This is a genomic window from Nocardia sp. NPDC020380 (assembly GCF_044386975.1).
In the GTDB taxonomy this organism is placed as follows: domain Bacteria; phylum Actinomycetota; class Actinomycetes; order Mycobacteriales; family Mycobacteriaceae; genus Nocardia.
This window is the reverse complement of sequence record NZ_JBIRVQ010000003.1, coordinates 234250-249355: the sequence shown is the minus strand read 5'-3', so window position 1 is coordinate 249355 and position 15106 is coordinate 234250. Positions and strand designations below refer to the sequence as shown.

The 15106-nt window shown below is 68.4% G+C and carries 15 protein-coding genes; 2 read left to right on the top strand and 13 right to left on the bottom strand.

What is annotated here, in order from left to right; all coding sequences use genetic code 11:
* Positions 1–14: 14 nt before the first annotated feature.
* Positions 15–1190, bottom strand: coding sequence for an FAD-dependent monooxygenase (locus tag ACH438_RS08625; RefSeq protein WP_397002768.1), 1176 nt, complete (start codon positions 1188–1190; stop codon positions 15–17).
* A gap of 217 nt (positions 1191–1407) precedes the next feature.
* Here ACH438_RS08625 and ACH438_RS08620 point away from each other — a divergent pair, with 217 nt between their 5' ends.
* On the top strand, positions 1408–2178 hold the full coding sequence (locus ACH438_RS08620; RefSeq protein WP_397002766.1) for a MerR family transcriptional regulator: 771 nt from the start codon (positions 1408–1410) through the stop codon (positions 2176–2178).
* Between the two features lie 3 nt (positions 2179–2181).
* On the opposite strand, the gene ACH438_RS08615 is transcribed toward ACH438_RS08620, so the two are convergent.
* Together ACH438_RS08615 and ACH438_RS08610 are read right to left on the bottom strand one after the other, a co-directional pair.
* Positions 2182–5034 carry a molybdopterin-dependent oxidoreductase gene (locus ACH438_RS08615; RefSeq protein WP_397002764.1) on the bottom strand — a complete coding sequence of 951 codons (2853 nt, stop codon included), beginning with the start codon at positions 5032–5034 and terminating at the stop codon, positions 2182–2184.
* Positions 5025–5834 (bottom strand): FAD binding domain-containing protein, encoded by an 810-nt coding sequence (locus ACH438_RS08610; RefSeq protein WP_397002762.1) that lies wholly within the window; start codon positions 5832–5834, stop codon positions 5025–5027. The genes ACH438_RS08615 and ACH438_RS08610 overlap by 10 nt, the downstream gene beginning before the upstream one ends.
* Positions 5835–6054: 220 nt before the next feature.
* Between ACH438_RS08610 and ACH438_RS08605 the strand changes: the two genes are divergently transcribed.
* Positions 6055–6474, top strand: a complete 420-nt coding sequence (locus tag ACH438_RS08605; protein WP_397002760.1) for a Dabb family protein — start codon at positions 6055–6057, stop codon at positions 6472–6474.
* Here the strand turns inward: ACH438_RS08605 and ACH438_RS08600 are convergent.
* The 10 genes from ACH438_RS08600 to ACH438_RS08555 all read right to left on the bottom strand — a co-directional run bounded on the left by ACH438_RS08600 (position 6471) and on the right by ACH438_RS08555 (position 15058).
* The gene (locus ACH438_RS08600) at positions 6471–7859 is read right to left on the bottom strand and encodes an MFS transporter (RefSeq protein ID WP_397002758.1); all 1389 of its coding nucleotides are present in this window, start codon (positions 7857–7859) and stop codon (positions 6471–6473) included. The genes ACH438_RS08605 and ACH438_RS08600 overlap by 4 nt on opposite strands.
* Positions 7856–8800, bottom strand: a complete 945-nt coding sequence (locus ACH438_RS08595; protein WP_397002756.1) for a ketopantoate reductase family protein — start codon at positions 8798–8800, stop codon at positions 7856–7858. The genes ACH438_RS08600 and ACH438_RS08595 overlap by 4 nt, the downstream gene beginning before the upstream one ends.
* A 174-nt stretch (positions 8801–8974) precedes the next feature.
* The gene (locus ACH438_RS08590; RefSeq protein WP_397002754.1) at positions 8975–9319 is read right to left on the bottom strand and encodes a hypothetical protein; all 345 of its coding nucleotides are present in this window, start codon (positions 9317–9319) and stop codon (positions 8975–8977) included.
* Positions 9319–10095, bottom strand: coding sequence for a LytR/AlgR family response regulator transcription factor (locus ACH438_RS08585; protein ID WP_397002752.1), 777 nt, complete (start codon positions 10093–10095; stop codon positions 9319–9321). The genes ACH438_RS08590 and ACH438_RS08585 overlap by 1 nt, the downstream gene beginning before the upstream one ends.
* Entirely contained in the window at positions 10092–10991 is a 900-nt protein-coding gene (locus ACH438_RS08580) for a sensor histidine kinase (protein WP_397002750.1), read from the bottom strand. Before ACH438_RS08580 ends, ACH438_RS08585 begins: the two co-directional genes overlap by 4 nt.
* A gap of 156 nt (positions 10992–11147) precedes the next feature.
* The gene (locus ACH438_RS08575) at positions 11148–11519 is read right to left on the bottom strand and encodes a hypothetical protein (protein ID WP_397002748.1); all 372 of its coding nucleotides are present in this window, start codon (positions 11517–11519) and stop codon (positions 11148–11150) included.
* Between the two features lie 32 nt (positions 11520–11551).
* Positions 11552–11974 (bottom strand): roadblock/LC7 domain-containing protein, encoded by a 423-nt coding sequence (locus ACH438_RS08570; RefSeq protein ID WP_397003701.1) that lies wholly within the window; start codon positions 11972–11974, stop codon positions 11552–11554.
* Between the two features lie 183 nt (positions 11975–12157).
* A complete protein-coding gene (locus ACH438_RS08565; RefSeq protein WP_397002746.1) occupies positions 12158–13021 on the bottom strand; it encodes a hypothetical protein in 864 nt (287 codons plus the stop codon).
* Positions 13011–13403 (bottom strand): hypothetical protein, encoded by a 393-nt coding sequence (locus tag ACH438_RS08560; protein WP_397002744.1) that lies wholly within the window; start codon positions 13401–13403, stop codon positions 13011–13013. The genes ACH438_RS08565 and ACH438_RS08560 overlap by 11 nt, the downstream gene beginning before the upstream one ends.
* A 233-nt stretch (positions 13404–13636) precedes the next feature.
* Entirely contained in the window at positions 13637–15058 is a 1422-nt protein-coding gene (locus ACH438_RS08555; protein WP_397002742.1) for a short-chain fatty acyl-CoA regulator family protein, read from the bottom strand.
* Between the last annotated feature and the right edge of the window lie 48 nt (positions 15059–15106).

Here is a 15106-nt window from a genome sequence, read left to right as displayed (position 1 = left end):
CCCGACCTCGCCGGTCAGCTCACCAGTCGTGAGTCCGGCAGCCCGTCGTAGTCGGGGAGTTCGATGCCGTTGATGGCCCGGTCGATCAGGTCGAGGTCCCATTCGGGCTCAGCGTCCGGGTCGGGAGCCGCGAGGCTGAGCGCGTGGAGCCGGCCGATCTCCTGGTTGGCCTCGACGAAGGGCCGCATTCGAGCCTCGTAGGCGGCGAACCCGGCCTCCGGATTCCAGTCGGCGGCGGCCAGCTCGCCGGCCAGCAGGTAGGCGCCGACCAGGGCCAGCCCGGTGCCCTGCCCGGACATCGGCGACGAGCTGAACGCCGCATCCCCGAGCAGCCCGACCCGCCCGCTCGACCAGCGGTCCATCAGCACCTGGGCGACCTGGTCGAGGTAGAAGTCGGGGGTGTCGTCCAGGTGCGTGAGGATGCGCGGGGTCAGCCAGCCCATGCCGGTCATGTTCTCGCGCAGCAGTTGTTTCTGGGCCGCGATGTCGCGGTAGTCGATATCGAGATCGGGCGAGGTGAAGGAGAACAGGGCCATGGCCCGGGTGGTGTCCGGGATGGGTCGCAGGCCGGCCGAGCGACCGGGCATTTGGTGGTCGAGCAGCCAGCGTTCCAGCCCGAACTCGTTGGGCACGGTGTAGAAGGCCAGGACGAGCCCGAGATGCCGGACGAACTGCTCGTGCGGCCCGAAAACCATGCCGCGCAATGCCGAATGCAACCCGTCCGCGCCGATCACCAAGTCGAAGCGCCGCCGGTCGCCGCCCGCGAAGAACACGTCGACCCCGTCCGCGTCCTGCGTGAGCTCGGTGATCCGATCGCCGAAGACGTACTCGACCCCATCGCGAGTGTCGTCATAGAGCACGCGGGACAGATCCCCGCGCAGGATCTCGATCTCCGAGATGTACCCGTCGCCACCGTCGTCCTCCGCGCTGAAGGTCTCCAGCACTTTCCCGTCCGCGTCCACGGTGTGCGCGCCGGCCGTCTCGGTGCGCGCCGCCCGCACGGCCGCGTCCAGCCCCATCCGCCGGATGACCTCCTTGGTCACCCCGCGCGCATCCACCGCCTGCCCGCCGGGCCGCAATTCGGGCGCCCGCTCCACCACGGTCACCTCGGCTCCCCGCCGCCGCAGCCAATGCGCCAGCGCAGGCCCCGCAATGCTCGCCCCGGCCACCAACACCTTGCTACCGCTCATTGCGCCTCCCGCCCATCCACCGGATCACTGCCCGGATCGATTGCTGTCACCCTGGCCGACCACTGCCGACCTATCCAGAGATACGGACGATCTATCCACCCGGAATTCATCGGTGCCCCCGCAAGCGCAGGATCCGCCCTTGCTCCTGACGTAGCGTCAGGTCCTAGCGTCGGCGATACCGGCGCGAGGTGCGCCGGCGGAAGTGAGATGGAAACCGATGGCCGAGAAGGGATTCGACCGGGTGTGGAAGATCGGTGAGCTCGCGGCAGAGGCCGGACTGACGGTCCGGACGCTGCATCACTACGACCGCATCGGACTGGTGCGCCCGGCCGGTCGCACCAGCACCGGCCACCGCCTCTACACCGAAGCCGACGTCCAGCGCCTGTATCAAGTGCTGGCACTGCGTCAGCTGGGCCTGGGCTTGGACCGGATCGCGGACGTGCTCGCGGGCACCGTGGCAATGGCACGGGTGCTGGCGGTGCATCGCGACTATCTGGCTGCCCAGATGGTTGCGACGCAGGACCTGCACACCCTGGTGACGGCGCTGGCGACAACCGCGGCGAATCGGCCGGACATCTCCGTGGATCACTTCCTCGGATTGATCAGGAGGACTGTCATGGTCGAGCGGTACTTCACCGAAGAGAATGCGACGGCTTTCACCACCCTCTACTTCGCGCAGTTGACGGCTCGGCAACGCGCACTGGAGTTTTGGTATGCCGAGGATGCGCAACTGACCGTCGGGGAGACTCCGTACGTGGGTACGGCGGCGATCTTCGAGCAGCTCATCGGATTCCCGCAGGCCGGGTACGCCGTCGGCGCGGTCGATGTCGAATCGGATACCGATGTTTCCGCGCTGCTTCGGGTGAGCGGAAATCTTCTGCGGGACAGGGCTTCCGATGAGCGCCCGTTCGAGGCGTCGTTCACGCTGAGCAGGTCCTCGGTGAACGACGCCTATGTGATTGCCGGTCAGACCTTCCGCTGGATCTGACCGCTAGCGGACGCCGACGGTCGACCGGGCCGAGTCGTTGGTGGTGACGCGGACGGATCGGGCCCAGGTGGGCATGGCTTCGGGGTCGTTGATCAGGCGCCAGATTCGGTCGCGGGAGAACGGTGTCTCGCAAGGGCGGTCGCCGACTGCGCGGCGGATTGCGTTGCCGAGGGCGGCCGGGACGGGGTTGTAGGGGCTTTCGCTCATCGACTTCGCGCCGAACGGGCCCAGTTCGTCGAAGGTTCGGGCGAAGTGGATCTCGGTTTCGGGGACGTCGTTCATTTGCGGGATGCGGTAGGCGCGGAGGACCGGGGTGAGGAGGGTGCCCTGGTCGTCGACCATGACCTCCTCGTACATGGCGGTGCCGAGGGCTTGTGCGATGCCGCCTTCCACTTGGCCGCGGCATTGTTCCGGATTCAGGACGGTGCCGGCGTCGGCGGCGTGTACCGATTGCAGGATGCGGACGGCGCCGGTGCGGGTGTCGACGGCGACGCGGAAGCCGTGCACATTCCAGGCCAGGGAGCGGAATTCGCCGAGTTCCTCGCCGCGGGCGAAAGCGGTGTCGCCGTTGCGGTTTTCGGCCGGGCAGGCGGCGATGAGTTCGGCGAAGCCGATGTTTCGTGAGGGGGTGTGGACGCCGTCGGGGAGCATTGCGCAGTCGCCCGGCTCAGTGCCGGTGAGGTCGGCGGCGACGCCGAGCAGGAGGCGGCGCAGGGCGAGGGCGCTGGCGTGTAATGCCTTGCCCGCCACTGTGATTCCTGCCGAGGCGAAGGCGCCCGTGTCGTAGGTGGCGCCGTCGGTGTCGCCGTTGGTGAGGACCACGCGGCCGGGTTCGGTGGCCATGTCGGTGGCGATGATCTGGGTGTGGACGGTGGTGGTGCCGTTGCCGAATTCGCAGGTGCCGACGGCGGCGGTGTAGGTGCCGTCGGGTGCTACCGACAGGGTGGTCTTGGAGACGTGGCCGAAGGGGGCCATGGTGGCGATCATGGCGATGGCCATGCCCTCGCCCACCCGCCAGTGCGGACCTTCCGGGGCGGGTACGCCGTTGCCGCGGGAAAGGCCGCGCTGCACCAGATCCAGGCATTGGTCGAGGCCGTAGCTGCCGTAGACGAGGCCCGCGTCCGCCGGGTGCGCTTCGATCAGTGGGTCGCCATTGCCGACGACATTGATTCGCCGCAGCTCGAACGGGTCCATGTCCAGGGCGATGGCGAGTTCGTCCATTGCCGACTCGACGCCCAGGATCACCTGGCCCAGACCGTAACCGCGGAAGGCGCCCGAGGGCAGGTTGTTGGTGTAGACCGTCTGGGCGTCGACCCGCTTCACCGGTGCGCGGTACACGCTGAGCGATTCGGCGCACGCGTGGAACATCACGCCGGGCCCGTGATTGGCGTAGGCGCCGGTATCGGAGAGCACGTTCAGTGCGATGGCGGTGAGCCGGCCGTCGCGGCGCGCGCCGAGCCGGACCCGCACCCGGAAGGGATGACGCACCGAGGTGCGCGCGAATTCGTCGGGACGGCTCATCTCGTAGATCGCGGGTTTGTGGGTGCGCAGGACCACGAGCGCCACCAGATCCTCGGTGAGCATCTCCTGCTTGCCGCCGAACCCGCCGCCCACGCGCTTGGTGAACACCCGCACCCGGTCCTCCGGAAGTTCGAGCAGCCGGCACAGGGTGCGGCGGGTGAGGAAGGGAACCTGGGAGCTGGTGCGGATCTCCAAGCGCCCGTCCCGGTCCAGCCACCCTATGCTGCCGTGGGTTTCGAGCTGCATATGCGATACCCGCTGGGTGCGCCATTCACCCGAGACCGTGACCTCGGACTCCGCGAGGGCCTGCTCGATATCACCGCCCATGCCATCGTGGATGGCGGCCACCACATTTCGCGCAGGGTCGAGGGGTAGTTCGTCGGCCGGTTGATCGGTGTCCAGCAGTTCCGGATGCACCAGGGGCGCGCCCGGGGTGCGGGCGAGTTCGGGATCGTGCACGGAGGACAGGACTTCGTAGGTCACCGTGATCAGCCGGCACGCCTCTTCGGCCGCGGCCGCCGTGGTAGCGGCCACCGCCGCGACGCGCTGCCCCTTGAAACGCACTACGTCATCGAAGATCCGGGTGTCGTGGGGGTCGTCGGTGCGGCGTTCGTGTTGTCCGGTGGAGTACCGGGCCTTCGGCACATTGCGATGGTCGAGCACCAGCGCGACACCGGGAAGGGCTTCGGCTGCCCGGGTGTCGATCGCGATGATCCGCGCGTGCGCGTGTGCGGAACCGAGCACTCGAATGTGCAGTGCGCCGGGCACATTCACATCGAAGGTGTACGGCTCGGTGCCCGTGACGACCCGCTTGGCCGCCGGCGGATTCACCGAGGTCCCGACCTTCGACGGCCGGTCACCGGCGGAGGCGCGGTCGGCGTCGTCCGGTGCGCGGCCGCCGCAGCCGGCGACGCCCTGCCGGATCGCCTGCCGGATCGACCGATAACCGGTGCACCGGCACAGGCTGCCTTTCATCAGCCGGTGCATGTCACCGAGTTGATCCTCGGCCAGCGTCGACGCGGTGACGATCATTCCGGCTGTGCAGAAACCACATTGGAAGGCGAAGTTGTCGACGAAGGCCTGCTGCATCGGATGCAGATTGTCGACGGTCCCCAGCCCGGAGACCGTGGTGACCTTCCGGCCCTCGATGCGCTGCGCCGGATAGATGCACGAGTGCACCGGCTTCCCGTCGACGAGCACCGCGCAGGCCCCGCAATCGCCTGCGTCGCAACCCTTTTTGACCTCGAAGTGTCCCTGGTCGCGCAGGAAGGTGCGCAGGCATTGTCCCGCGCGGGGGTCGGCGGAGCACGACTTGCCGTTGATGTTCAGTTCCATGGCGCCAGTTCCTGTCGGATTTCCTCGAGCAGTACTCCGCTGACGGCGCGCCGCCAGTCGGCGCTGCCCAGCGGGTCGGTGTAGTAGCCGTCGGCATTGCGGCTGTCGGCGCGCAGTTCGGCGGCGGAGGGCAGGCTGCGGTAGCGCAGCACCACGGGGCGCAGGGTGGCGGCGGTGATAGTGAATACCGCGGCGCCGGATTCGTCCACGCGGCCGGTGAGAACCGCTCCGCTGCGGCCGATCTCGGCGAGTGCGATCTTCCGGAAGCCGGTGTGGGCGCGCAGCGCGTGTGCGGGAATGTCGATGCAGCGCAGCACATCTCCGCGCCGCAGCAGGCTGGTCCCGTTGCCGGTCGGCAGCTCGGCGACGGGCATCGTGTACTGCCCGCCGGCGGCGGTCCAGATCAGTGCGGTGGCGTCGAGCGCGGAGGCCAGCGACACCATCGACGCGGCGGCGTAGGACCGGGCGATATTGCCGCCGACGGTCATGACGTTCCAGATCTTGAACGAGGCCAGCAGGGCGGTGGCGGCCTGGAAGAAGATCGGATGCGCCGTCCATTCCGCGCGCCGGCGGATGCGGGACAGTTCGGCGACGGTGCAGGTGGCTCCGATGCGCAACCCCTCGGGCGTCTCCTCGATCGAGGGCCAGCCCATGGCGCCCAGGTCGACCAGTCCGGTGGTGTGTACCTGCGGTTCGGAGTACAGCCAGGTTCCGCCCCCGAGGAACGCCTCGCCCGGCGCCAGCGTCAGGTCCTCGCGAGTGCGTGCCGGCCGCCAGCTCTCGATCGTGTTCAGGTCCATTCGGTACGTCACCCTCCGCAACAGGCCGCCTGGTCCGGCGGCGTGAGACTCGGGTAAGTACAGCGCCGGCGGGCTCGGACCGACACCGCTGCCGGATCCGAAGTATTCGTGCGGACCTTGGATGATCAACCAACGAGGGGTGACACCGAATAGGAGTGAGTGTACAGTCACTCACCTGCTCGATTGATTGAGCAGTCACACACTCGGAAGGTTGAAAACGATGATCTACCACGGCAATCGCTTCACCATCAAGCCCGGCACCCCGGCCGATCGACTCGAGGAAGCGCTGGAAAGCCTGCGCAACCAAGGCCGCCGGATCCCGTCGGTGCGGCACTTCATCGTCGGGCCCGACTACGGCGGCGAATACGACTTCGGCGCGACCTACGTCATCGATGATCTCGACGGCTACTGGGAATACCTCATCCACCCCGCCCACCTGCACACCGATCGCATCGGCCTGCCCCTGGTGGACAAGTTCGTATCCTTCGACATCACCGACGACCCCGACCCCGAGATGGGCGCGAAGATCGCCGCCCTACATCAGCGGCGCTACGACGGCCATCCCGAAATCAACCAGCTGGTCAGCGATCTCGGCGAATACCACGGCAGCGCGGCGCCCGGACCGCACGGCAACCACTAACCACCCTGGCGGAGAGCCAGGCGGCCGGTGGTGAGGACCCCGGCGAAGGCGGCGGCGATCAGGAGCATCGGCCACAACAATTGCTGGGAGAAGGTCATGCCGCCGAGGACGGCCACGGCGATCACCATGCCGGATTGGCGGCTGGTATTGAGGAGGCCGGCGGCGGTGCCGGCCACCGGGGCGGGGCTGAGATGCATGGCGGCGGCGCTCAGCGACGAGGCGAGAACGCCTGCGGCATAACCGATCAGCGCGGTGGGGACCATGGCCGCGTAGAGGTTTCCGCTCAGCGACAGCAGGGCCGAGCCGGCGGCGCCGACCAGTCCGAGGGCCGCGGTCAGGACGATAGCGCGGTCGCGGTGGGCCGGGCTGATGATCAGCGCGGTCACATTGCCGAGGAACCAGCTGATGCAGCAGATCAGCAGGACGTAGCCGGTGTGCTCGGCGGTGAGGCCGTGCTTGCGTTGCAGGAGGAGGGCCAGGACCAGCAGGGAGCCGTAGGAGGCGAATTGGTAGCAGCCGCCCGTCAGCGCCACCAGCAGGTACGGCCTGTTGCGGGAAAGCTCCGGTGGCACAGTCGGATTCGCGGAGCCGAGTTCGATGCGGAGAAGGCCGGCGGCCGCGATCACGGCCAGGGCGGCAGCCGCGGCCAGGAGCCAGACCGGCCATTCGCCGTGGCGGCCCTCGATCAAGGCCGCCGCGACCGCGGTCAGCAGTACGCAGAGCAGGATCTGGGAGGCCGGATTCACCTTGCGCCGCACGGTTTCCGGCGCGTCGGAGAAGCGGCGGAGCATCCAGAGGGCGATCAGGCAGATGGGGACGTTCACCGCGAACATCCAGCGCCAGCCGAGATACCCGGTCACCAGCCCGCTGAGCAGCGGTGAGGAGGCGATGCCCACGCCGCCGACCACGCCCCAGGCGCCGATCATGCGGGCCCGTCGTTTCACGTCCGGAATGCCCTTGCCGAGGATGGCGAGGGTTATGGGCAGGGCGAAACTGGCGCTGGCGCCCTGCAGGATTCGCGCCCCGATCAGTTCGGGGCCGGTGGTCGCGGCGGCGCAGAGGGCCGACGCGACCAGGAAGACGGTCAGCGCCAGCTTGTAGACCTTCGCCGCGCCGAGGCGGTCACCGGCGGCGCCGGAGACCATGAGGAACACACACAGCGGAATGGTGTAGCCGTCGAGGAACCATTGGCCCGAGCCCGCCGAGGAGTGCAGCTCGCCGGTGATGGTCGGCAGGGCGACATTGACCGCCGACGCGTCGAAGGCGACCAGGAAGTTGCCGATGCTGACGGCGATCACCCCGGCGAGGCCGAGCTGGGCGGGTAGCGGGGGAGCGGAAGCGCCTGTGGCACTGCCGGACTCGGTGGCGTGGCGGATCTCGGTCATGATCGCTGTCCTCTGGCGAGTAGTTCAGCGGGTAGTTGCGAGGCGTAGATGGTCCGGTGGATGGGTGTCGGCACCCCGGCCGCGCGGCCGAAGCGCACGACCGCGCCGTTCTGGTACTCCAGCTCGGAGGGCCGCCCGGCGGCCAGGTCGCGTTGCATGGAGGACGTGGTGTCGGGGCTGAATCCGAAGTACACCTTCATCATCCGATCCACATCGTGCCCGCCGAGCGCGATGTCGCGAGCACGCGCCACATCCAGCACTTCCACCATGGCCGCTCGAACCAGTTCGGCGGTAGTGGGTTCCGTGCGGGTGATACCGACCGGCTGCCGGGCCAGCGCGCCGACTCCGCCGTAGGAGGAGATCAGCATGAGTTTGCGCCACAACGTGGCCTCGATATCCGCGGAGCGGGTGACGCCGATCCCGGCGGCCGCGAGCGCCGCGGCGCCCGCATCGTTCCGCCGACGGTCCGCGCCGGATTCCCTTGCGAGCGGACCGATCTCCACCGTGGCATGCCCGCCCAGACATCGCACCGCCCACGGCCCGACGCGCTGTGCGATGACCACGCAGGTACAGCCCAGGATCGCTTCCGCCCCCAGCGACTCTGCGAGATCACTGCCCGCTTCCACACCATTCTGGACCGGCAGCACGGTGGTGCCCGGTCCGACCAGTGGCCGCAGTGCGGTCGCCGCCTCGGCGACCTGCCACGCCTTCACCGCGACGACGATCAGATCCGCCGGTCCGTCATCGGACGCGACCTCCGTCACCGCGCGTACTCCCGGTACCGAAAGTTCCGCTCCCCCTTGCCCGAGCACCAGTGGTCCGGCCGCCGCGGCCGAGACGGTGTCCGCCCGGCCGACGACGGTGACCCGATGCCCGGCGCGGGCGAGTACGGCCGCGAAGTACAGCCCCATTCCGCCCGCGCCGAAGATCGTGATGTTCATCAGGCCACTGCAGCCTCGACGTCGACTCGCCCGAGACCGCGGCCGAATTCACCAGCGGCGGCATGCGCCGCGACGCCACCAGGAAATCGGAGGTCGTGCGCATGGCCGCCACCCCGCGCAACCCGATCAGCAAAGTCGCCAGCATCACCCCCGCGGCAGCCACCACTCCGACCATCAACGACCCCGCTCCACCGCCTCCGCACGCCGCAACTGCCAGCCACCCAGGGCCGCCAGCGCCGGATAGGGCAACAGCCACAACATGATCCACGACACCGGAATATCGAACACCCGCACCCGATCCAGACCGGGAAAGACGCTCTGCGTCACCGGAATACCGATCAGCAGCACCGCCAGCAGGACCAGCGCGGGGATCGCCCGCCGCCGCTGCGCACGGTAATTGCGCAGGGCCCGTTCGGTATCGGTCACCGGCGGCAGGACCAGATGCCGGGGCGGGCGGCGGCGGCCGCGAGCCTGCGCCAGCCGCGTCTGCGGGCTCATGACGGTGGCGCGGCGGGCCATCAGGGTTTCCCGTTCTCGGTGCGGCGGGCCGCGTGCAGCAGACGCCCGCGCAGTTCGCGGGCGTGCCGACGACTGACGGGCACATCGCCGAGCTCGGTATGGGCGCGCAACCCCTGCACGGAATCGGTGCGCAGTTCCCGGATGGCGTCCACGGCCACCAGGAAACCCCGGTGGGTGCGCACGAATCCCGCACTCTCCCAGTACTCTTCGAGCCGCGAGATGGGCATGCGCACCAGGTGCGCGCCGGAGGCGGTGTGCAGCTTCACGTAGTCACCCTGGGCCTCCACGAACTGCACCTCGCTGCGGCGGATGTAGCAGGTGCGGCCGCCACTGTCCACGGGCAGCGCGGACATGGCGTCGGCGAGATCGGGGGACACCGTGGTGGCGGGGGCCTCCGGCAGCATGCGCAGCACCTTGGCCATGGCGGCCGAAAGACGTTCGGCGCGTACCGGTTTGAGCAGGTAGTCGACCGCGCCGATCCCGTAGGCGGCCACCGCGTGCCGGTCGTGGGCGGTGACGAACACGATGATCGGCGGATCCGACAGCTGGGCCAGCAGATTCGCCAGTTCCAGCCCGTCCAGTCCCGGCATGGAGATATCCAGGAACACCGCGTCGAAGCGCTCGTTCTGGATGCGGCGCAGGGCGTCCAGGGTGGTGCCGGCGGTGGCGGCCTCCTCGATCTCGGGGGCCTCGCGCAGCAGCCGGGTGAGGTCCGCCAGCGCGGAGGGCACATCGTCGACCGCCAGGACGCGCAGGCGGGGCAGGGTTCTCGTCATGACGGCAGCACTCCCGGCTGGGACAGGGGAACCCGGACCAGCACCCGGGTCCCGGCATCGCGTTCGGTCTCCACGACCAGCCCGTACCAGGGCCCGTAGGCGGTGCGCAGCCGCCGATCCACATTGCTCAGGCCGACCCGCCCAGTGGCCTTACCGGCCAGCAGCGCCGCCACCTCCGCGGGCGCCATGCCGACTCCGTCGTCCTCCACACTGATCACGCAGTCGCCATTGCGGGCCTCGCCCTGCACCTGCACGGTGCCGCCGCGGCCGAGCGGTTCGAGGCCGTGCCGGATGGCGTTCTCCACCAAGGGTTGCAGCACCAGATACGGCAGCGGCACGGCCAGCACATCGGGCACCACCCGGATCTGCACCTGCAGCCGCTCGCCCATCACCGCCCGCTGCAGCACGAGATAGGTCTCGATGGCCTCGAATTCGTCGGCGACCGTGGTGTATTCGCCGTGCCTGCGCTCCAGCGCGTTCTCCACCAGCCAGGCGGCCTCGCGTACCGCCTTGCCGGCGCTCGGCCCGTCCACCACGAGGACTCCGGTCACCTCGTGGTCGACGATCAGCGGCACCGCCGCCAAACCCGGCTTCCCGGTGAACTTTTCACTGTGCGGGGCCGCCGCCGCCAATTCCAGCGCGGCCGCCTCGTCCACCGGCCGACCCGACCATTCCACGGTTCCGGACAGGCCGGCCAACCCCACCGCGTGCACGCCCAGCAGCCAGCGCAATCGCCGCGCCGCGGCCCTTCCGCCCGCGCCGGCCGGGCCTTCGCTCAGATGCGCGGCCACCTGCCGTGCGACGCTCAGCACCGCGATCGGATCGACGGGTCCGTCCCGTCGCAACCAGGTCGGCACGTCGGTGACCCCCCGCCGTCGACCCCGAACTTCGATCATAGATCGATCACATTATCCGGTCCACCGCAGGAGTAACTCGGAAGATGTTGCTACCGCACATCATTCGGCGAAGATATATTTCCCGTGCGTGAAATTCGCGCGGGGTGTGGCGGCGCCCGCATCCCCAGATCCCGTGTCCAGGCGCCGCGAACGGGTTCACACCTCGAGGTCTTCTTCGATGCCTTTGAGCCGGTGGCGCGCCATCGCCAGGTTGGCGCGATTCCGATCGAGCGCCAGATAGAGGAACAGGCCTTTGGATTTGCGGCCCGTCATCGGGCGGATGACATGGTATTGGCTGCTCAGGGTGATGAGGATGTCCTCGATATCCTCATTGAGGCCGAGCTGTTCGATGGTGCGCATCTTCGACCGCACCACCTCGGTATTGCCGGCCGCGGCCACCTGCAGGTCCAAAGCCTTGGAGCTGCCCAGCATCCCGAGCGCCATCCCGCTGTTGTAGTCGACGACAGCGGCGCCCAGGGCGCCGTCTATCACCATCATGTCCTTGAGGGCCAGATCCATATTGGACATGTTCATTCCTTTCAATCGGTGTTTCGGTGTTCTCATTTGGTGTCGGTCATCTGGTCTGTCCGGTTGGAGTTGGTGATCGCCGACAACTGCGCGGCGATGGTCCGGGCTGCGGGACGCGATTCGAGGTGGAGGCGGCCGACATTCACGCCCGGGCCCGCGAGCACGGTGAGCGACGCGGTCCAACCGGCCGCGTAGATGACCACATGGCCCTCCGCACTGTCGACCACCACCTCCTGGAAACCGCCGCCGTGCGCGGTGACCGAAAGCCGGTGCGACAGCGAGAGATGCGCCGCCGTGAGCGCGGCCATTCCGGTGGGTTCGATGTGTGCCGGCAGATCGTGTGCGATGAGCAGCCCGTCCGTGGACGCCACCAGCGAACCGGTCAGCTGCGGTACCCGTTCCCGTAGCGTCCGCAGCTCCGCCAGCACCGCCGTGTTCGGTTCGGGTCCGGACATGGTCACTTTGGTCAACCTTCCTATCAATCCGGTCCGCCTCTTGCGCGCGGTCACGCCAGGTCCTCCAAGGCCGCCTCCCTTTCCGTTCGGTCATGCTGTTCCTTCGGAGGCATGATCGGGGGCGCTGCGTGGTTACGCAGGCCAGCGCGGGGTGGCGGAGCGGCTCCTCCGCGCCTGACCCGTTCATGCCAGCTCCTCCAGGGCCGCCCGCAGGCGGACGAGCACATCGCGGTCCGGCGGTTCCCACCGATCGGGGACGGCGACCGAGGTCGCCTGCCGGACCCGGCGTCTCAGGGGTGGGGCCTGCGATTCGGACCGCGGGGGTATCGGCAGCGCGGGGCCGGGCAGCATCGGGTCGGGCCGCGTCGGATCGGGCCGCACGGGCTCGGACAGCCGGTCGCGCAAGGGATCCGGCAGTACGACCACGACCGGCGGCTCCACCAGCCCCGCCACTGTCAGCTCCCGCACGGCGAGCAGACAGCCGTAGGTGGTGCGCCCCAGATCCCGGGCGATGGCGGCGATGCTGCGCCGGGCATCCGCGGCGGCGAGCACCTCGGCCTGCCCGCCGGTGAGCACCACCCGCCGGCGCCGCACCCGCCGGATCGGCACCACCGGCGCCTGATCGACCAGGGTCACCGGCCACGGCGGGGCATCCGGATTCCCGCGGCGCCGGCATTCGTGCAGCAGCGCGCCCGGGGTGATGCGGCAGGCGGCGGCCAGCCAGTGCGGCGGCCCGGGCCGGAATTCCAGTGGCGCGGGCGCGGCGAGCAGGAAGTAGGCGGCATCGAAAACCGCCAGCAGCGCGAAGGTTTCGAGCCGCGACCGCGCCAGCAGGCCGCCCGGTTCGCCGGCGCGGGCGCGCCGCCATTCCTCGACCGTCGCCACGCCCGCCTCGATGAGCAGCCGATCCAGCCCGGTGGTGTGCGGGCAGTCTGCCGCGGTGACCGCACCGTCCACCAGATGGATAGCTCCCGCACCCGAATGCAGGGTGCCGGTGCCGCGTTGTTGTTCCAGCCGTTGCAGTTCGAATGCGAGTTCATCGCTCATGACTGTCCTCGGCGAATTCCTCGAGAATCGCCCGGAGCTGGAATCGCGCTAAACCGAGATTGCCTGTCTCGTCATCGAACAGCACATGCACGAACAAGCGTCCGTCGAAGTCGCCGTTGATCATATTGAGCAGGTGATATCCGTGGGTGCCGGCGATGATGATCGCGGTGATGTCATCGCCCGGGCGACCGGTGGCGAGGGCGGGACAGGTGAGCACGGCACGCACCACATCGGTGGCGGCCGCGGCGTCTTCGTGCTGGTCCACGAGGTCGTGCCGCCCGGCGGCGGCGATGGCGAGCCCGCTGGCCCCGTCCACGAGGGTGGCGCTACGAGCGCCCGGAATGTCCATGATGAGTTTCAGGCATCCATCAATACCGAGCACCGCGCCACCGCTTTGTTCAGAAGACTTCGAGCGACTGCAGAGGCTACACACGGTGACCAGTTGATGTCCGGCAAATTCGCGAGATCATTGCGCGGACAAGGTATTTCCCCTGGCACCAGGAAAAGAATACCTTTTGGTATTCAATACCCGGCGGTACCAGGTTTGCTGGACGCGAAATTCGGTTTGCTGGACCGCTGCCGGAACTAGATCGAAAAAGTTGCGGGGAAACGATTTCAGCGCGGCAGCCGCGGATACGGCAGATCCGAACTCGTGTTCTCGCTGATGGCGAGCGGCCGGCCGATCTGCGGGAAGGCGCGCTGCGCGCAGTTGGGCCGCTCGCACACCTTGCACCCCGCCCCGATCGGCACCGCGGCCGCCGGATCGTCGAGCTGCAGGCCCTTGGCGTAGATCAGCCGATCCGTGTATTCGATATCGCAGCCCAGCGCGATCGCGAATTCCTTACCGCCCTGGCCGAATCCGGTCGGCGGCGGCGTCGTGGTGCGCGCGATCCAGAGATAGCGGCGGCCGTCCGGCATGGCGGCGACCTGCGTGAGCATGCGGCCCGGATGGGCGAACGCCTCGTGCACCACCCACAGCGGGCAGCTGCCGCCCACGCGAGAGAAGTGAAAAGCGGTGGCGGACTGGCGTTTCGAGATGTTCCCGGCGCGATCGGCGCGGATGAGGAAGAACGGCACCCCCCGATGCCCCTGCCGCTGCAGGGTGCTCAGCCGATGGCAGACGGTTTCGAAGCCGACCTCGAAACGTAGGCTGAGCAGGTCGATATCGTAATGTAGCTCCTCCGCCGAGCGCAGGAACTTGCCGTACGGCAGGACCAGCGCGCCCGCGAAGTAATTGGCCAGCCCGATCCGGGCCAGCGTGCGGGATTCATCGGTGAGCGACGGGGTTTCGTCCAGCACCTCGTCGAGCAGACTGCCGTGCAGCAGGAAGGCGAGGGTGGTGGCGATCTGGAAGGCGCGCTGCCCGGGACGTAGCCGGCGCGCGAGAGTCAGTGTGCGCGTTTCGGGTTCGTAGTGGCGCTTGGGGATATTGGGATCGGCCCCGTCGCCGCGGACCAGGACGGTCACGCCCGCGCGTTCCTCGGCGACCCGCGCCAGCTGGCGGTCCAGCGAGCCGATGGTGAGCCCGCTGTCCTCGAACAATCGCTCGGCGGCGAGATCCAGCTGGGCGATGTGATTGTGGTGATCGTAGAAGAAGTCGCGGACGTCCTCGTAGGGCATGGGTACCCCGGGTGCGCCGGTGGGCGTGGCGACCTTCGAGGATAAAAGATCCAACTGGTCGGTCGCCGCGCGTAGTCGGCGATGCATGGCCACAACGATTTTCGCGACCTCCGGCATGCGGGTGGCCAGATCCTCGACCTCCGCCACCGGCGCGGCGTTACCACCCGCCGCCTCCACCAGGATCTCGTGCAGATCCGACACCAATCGGGCATCGGAGTCGGCGGCGAAGAACTGCACATCCAGATCGAAGGTGGAGTTCAGTTTCAGCAGCACCGGAATGGTGAGCGGTCGCTGATCACGCTCGAGCTGGTTGAGGTAGCTGGGCGAAAGATCCAGGGATTTGGCCAAGGCCGCCTGGGTCATCCGCCGTTCCTCGCGCAACCGCCGTAGTCGGGCACCCGCATACATCTTGCGCACAGTGCAGGATGGTACCGATTCGGCTTCGCAAACATCGCAGTATCGAGT

Bases quoted from the DNA above. Each gene is read 5' to 3' on its own strand.
- ACH438_RS08625 (WP_397002768.1), bottom strand. From the start codon at position 1,190: ATGAGCGGTAGCAAGGTGTTGGTGGCCGGGGCGAGCATTGCGGGGCCT.
- ACH438_RS08620 (WP_397002766.1), top strand. From the start codon at position 1,408: ATGGCCGAGAAGGGATTCGACCGGGTGTGGAAGATCGGTGAGCTCGCG.
- ACH438_RS08615 (WP_397002764.1), bottom strand. From the start codon at position 5,034: ATGGAACTGAACATCAACGGCAAGTCGTGCTCCGCCGACCCCCGCGCG.
- ACH438_RS08610 (WP_397002762.1), bottom strand. From the start codon at position 5,834: ATGGACCTGAACACGATCGAGAGCTGGCGGCCGGCACGCACTCGCGAG.
- ACH438_RS08605 (WP_397002760.1), top strand. From the start codon at position 6,055: ATGATCTACCACGGCAATCGCTTCACCATCAAGCCCGGCACCCCGGCC.
- ACH438_RS08600 (WP_397002758.1), bottom strand. From the start codon at position 7,859: ATGACCGAGATCCGCCACGCCACCGAGTCCGGCAGTGCCACAGGCGCT.
- ACH438_RS08595 (WP_397002756.1), bottom strand. From the start codon at position 8,800: ATGAACATCACGATCTTCGGCGCGGGCGGAATGGGGCTGTACTTCGCG.
- ACH438_RS08590 (WP_397002754.1), bottom strand. From the start codon at position 9,319: ATGGCCCGCCGCGCCACCGTCATGAGCCCGCAGACGCGGCTGGCGCAG.
- ACH438_RS08585 (WP_397002752.1), bottom strand. From the start codon at position 10,095: ATGACGAGAACCCTGCCCCGCCTGCGCGTCCTGGCGGTCGACGATGTG.
- ACH438_RS08580 (WP_397002750.1), bottom strand. From the start codon at position 10,991: ATGATCGAAGTTCGGGGTCGACGGCGGGGGGTCACCGACGTGCCGACC.
- ACH438_RS08575 (WP_397002748.1), bottom strand. From the start codon at position 11,519: ATGTCCAATATGGATCTGGCCCTCAAGGACATGATGGTGATAGACGGC.
- ACH438_RS08570 (WP_397003701.1), bottom strand. From the start codon at position 11,974: ATGTCCGGACCCGAACCGAACACGGCGGTGCTGGCGGAGCTGCGGACG.
- ACH438_RS08565 (WP_397002746.1), bottom strand. From the start codon at position 13,021: ATGAGCGATGAACTCGCATTCGAACTGCAACGGCTGGAACAACAACGC.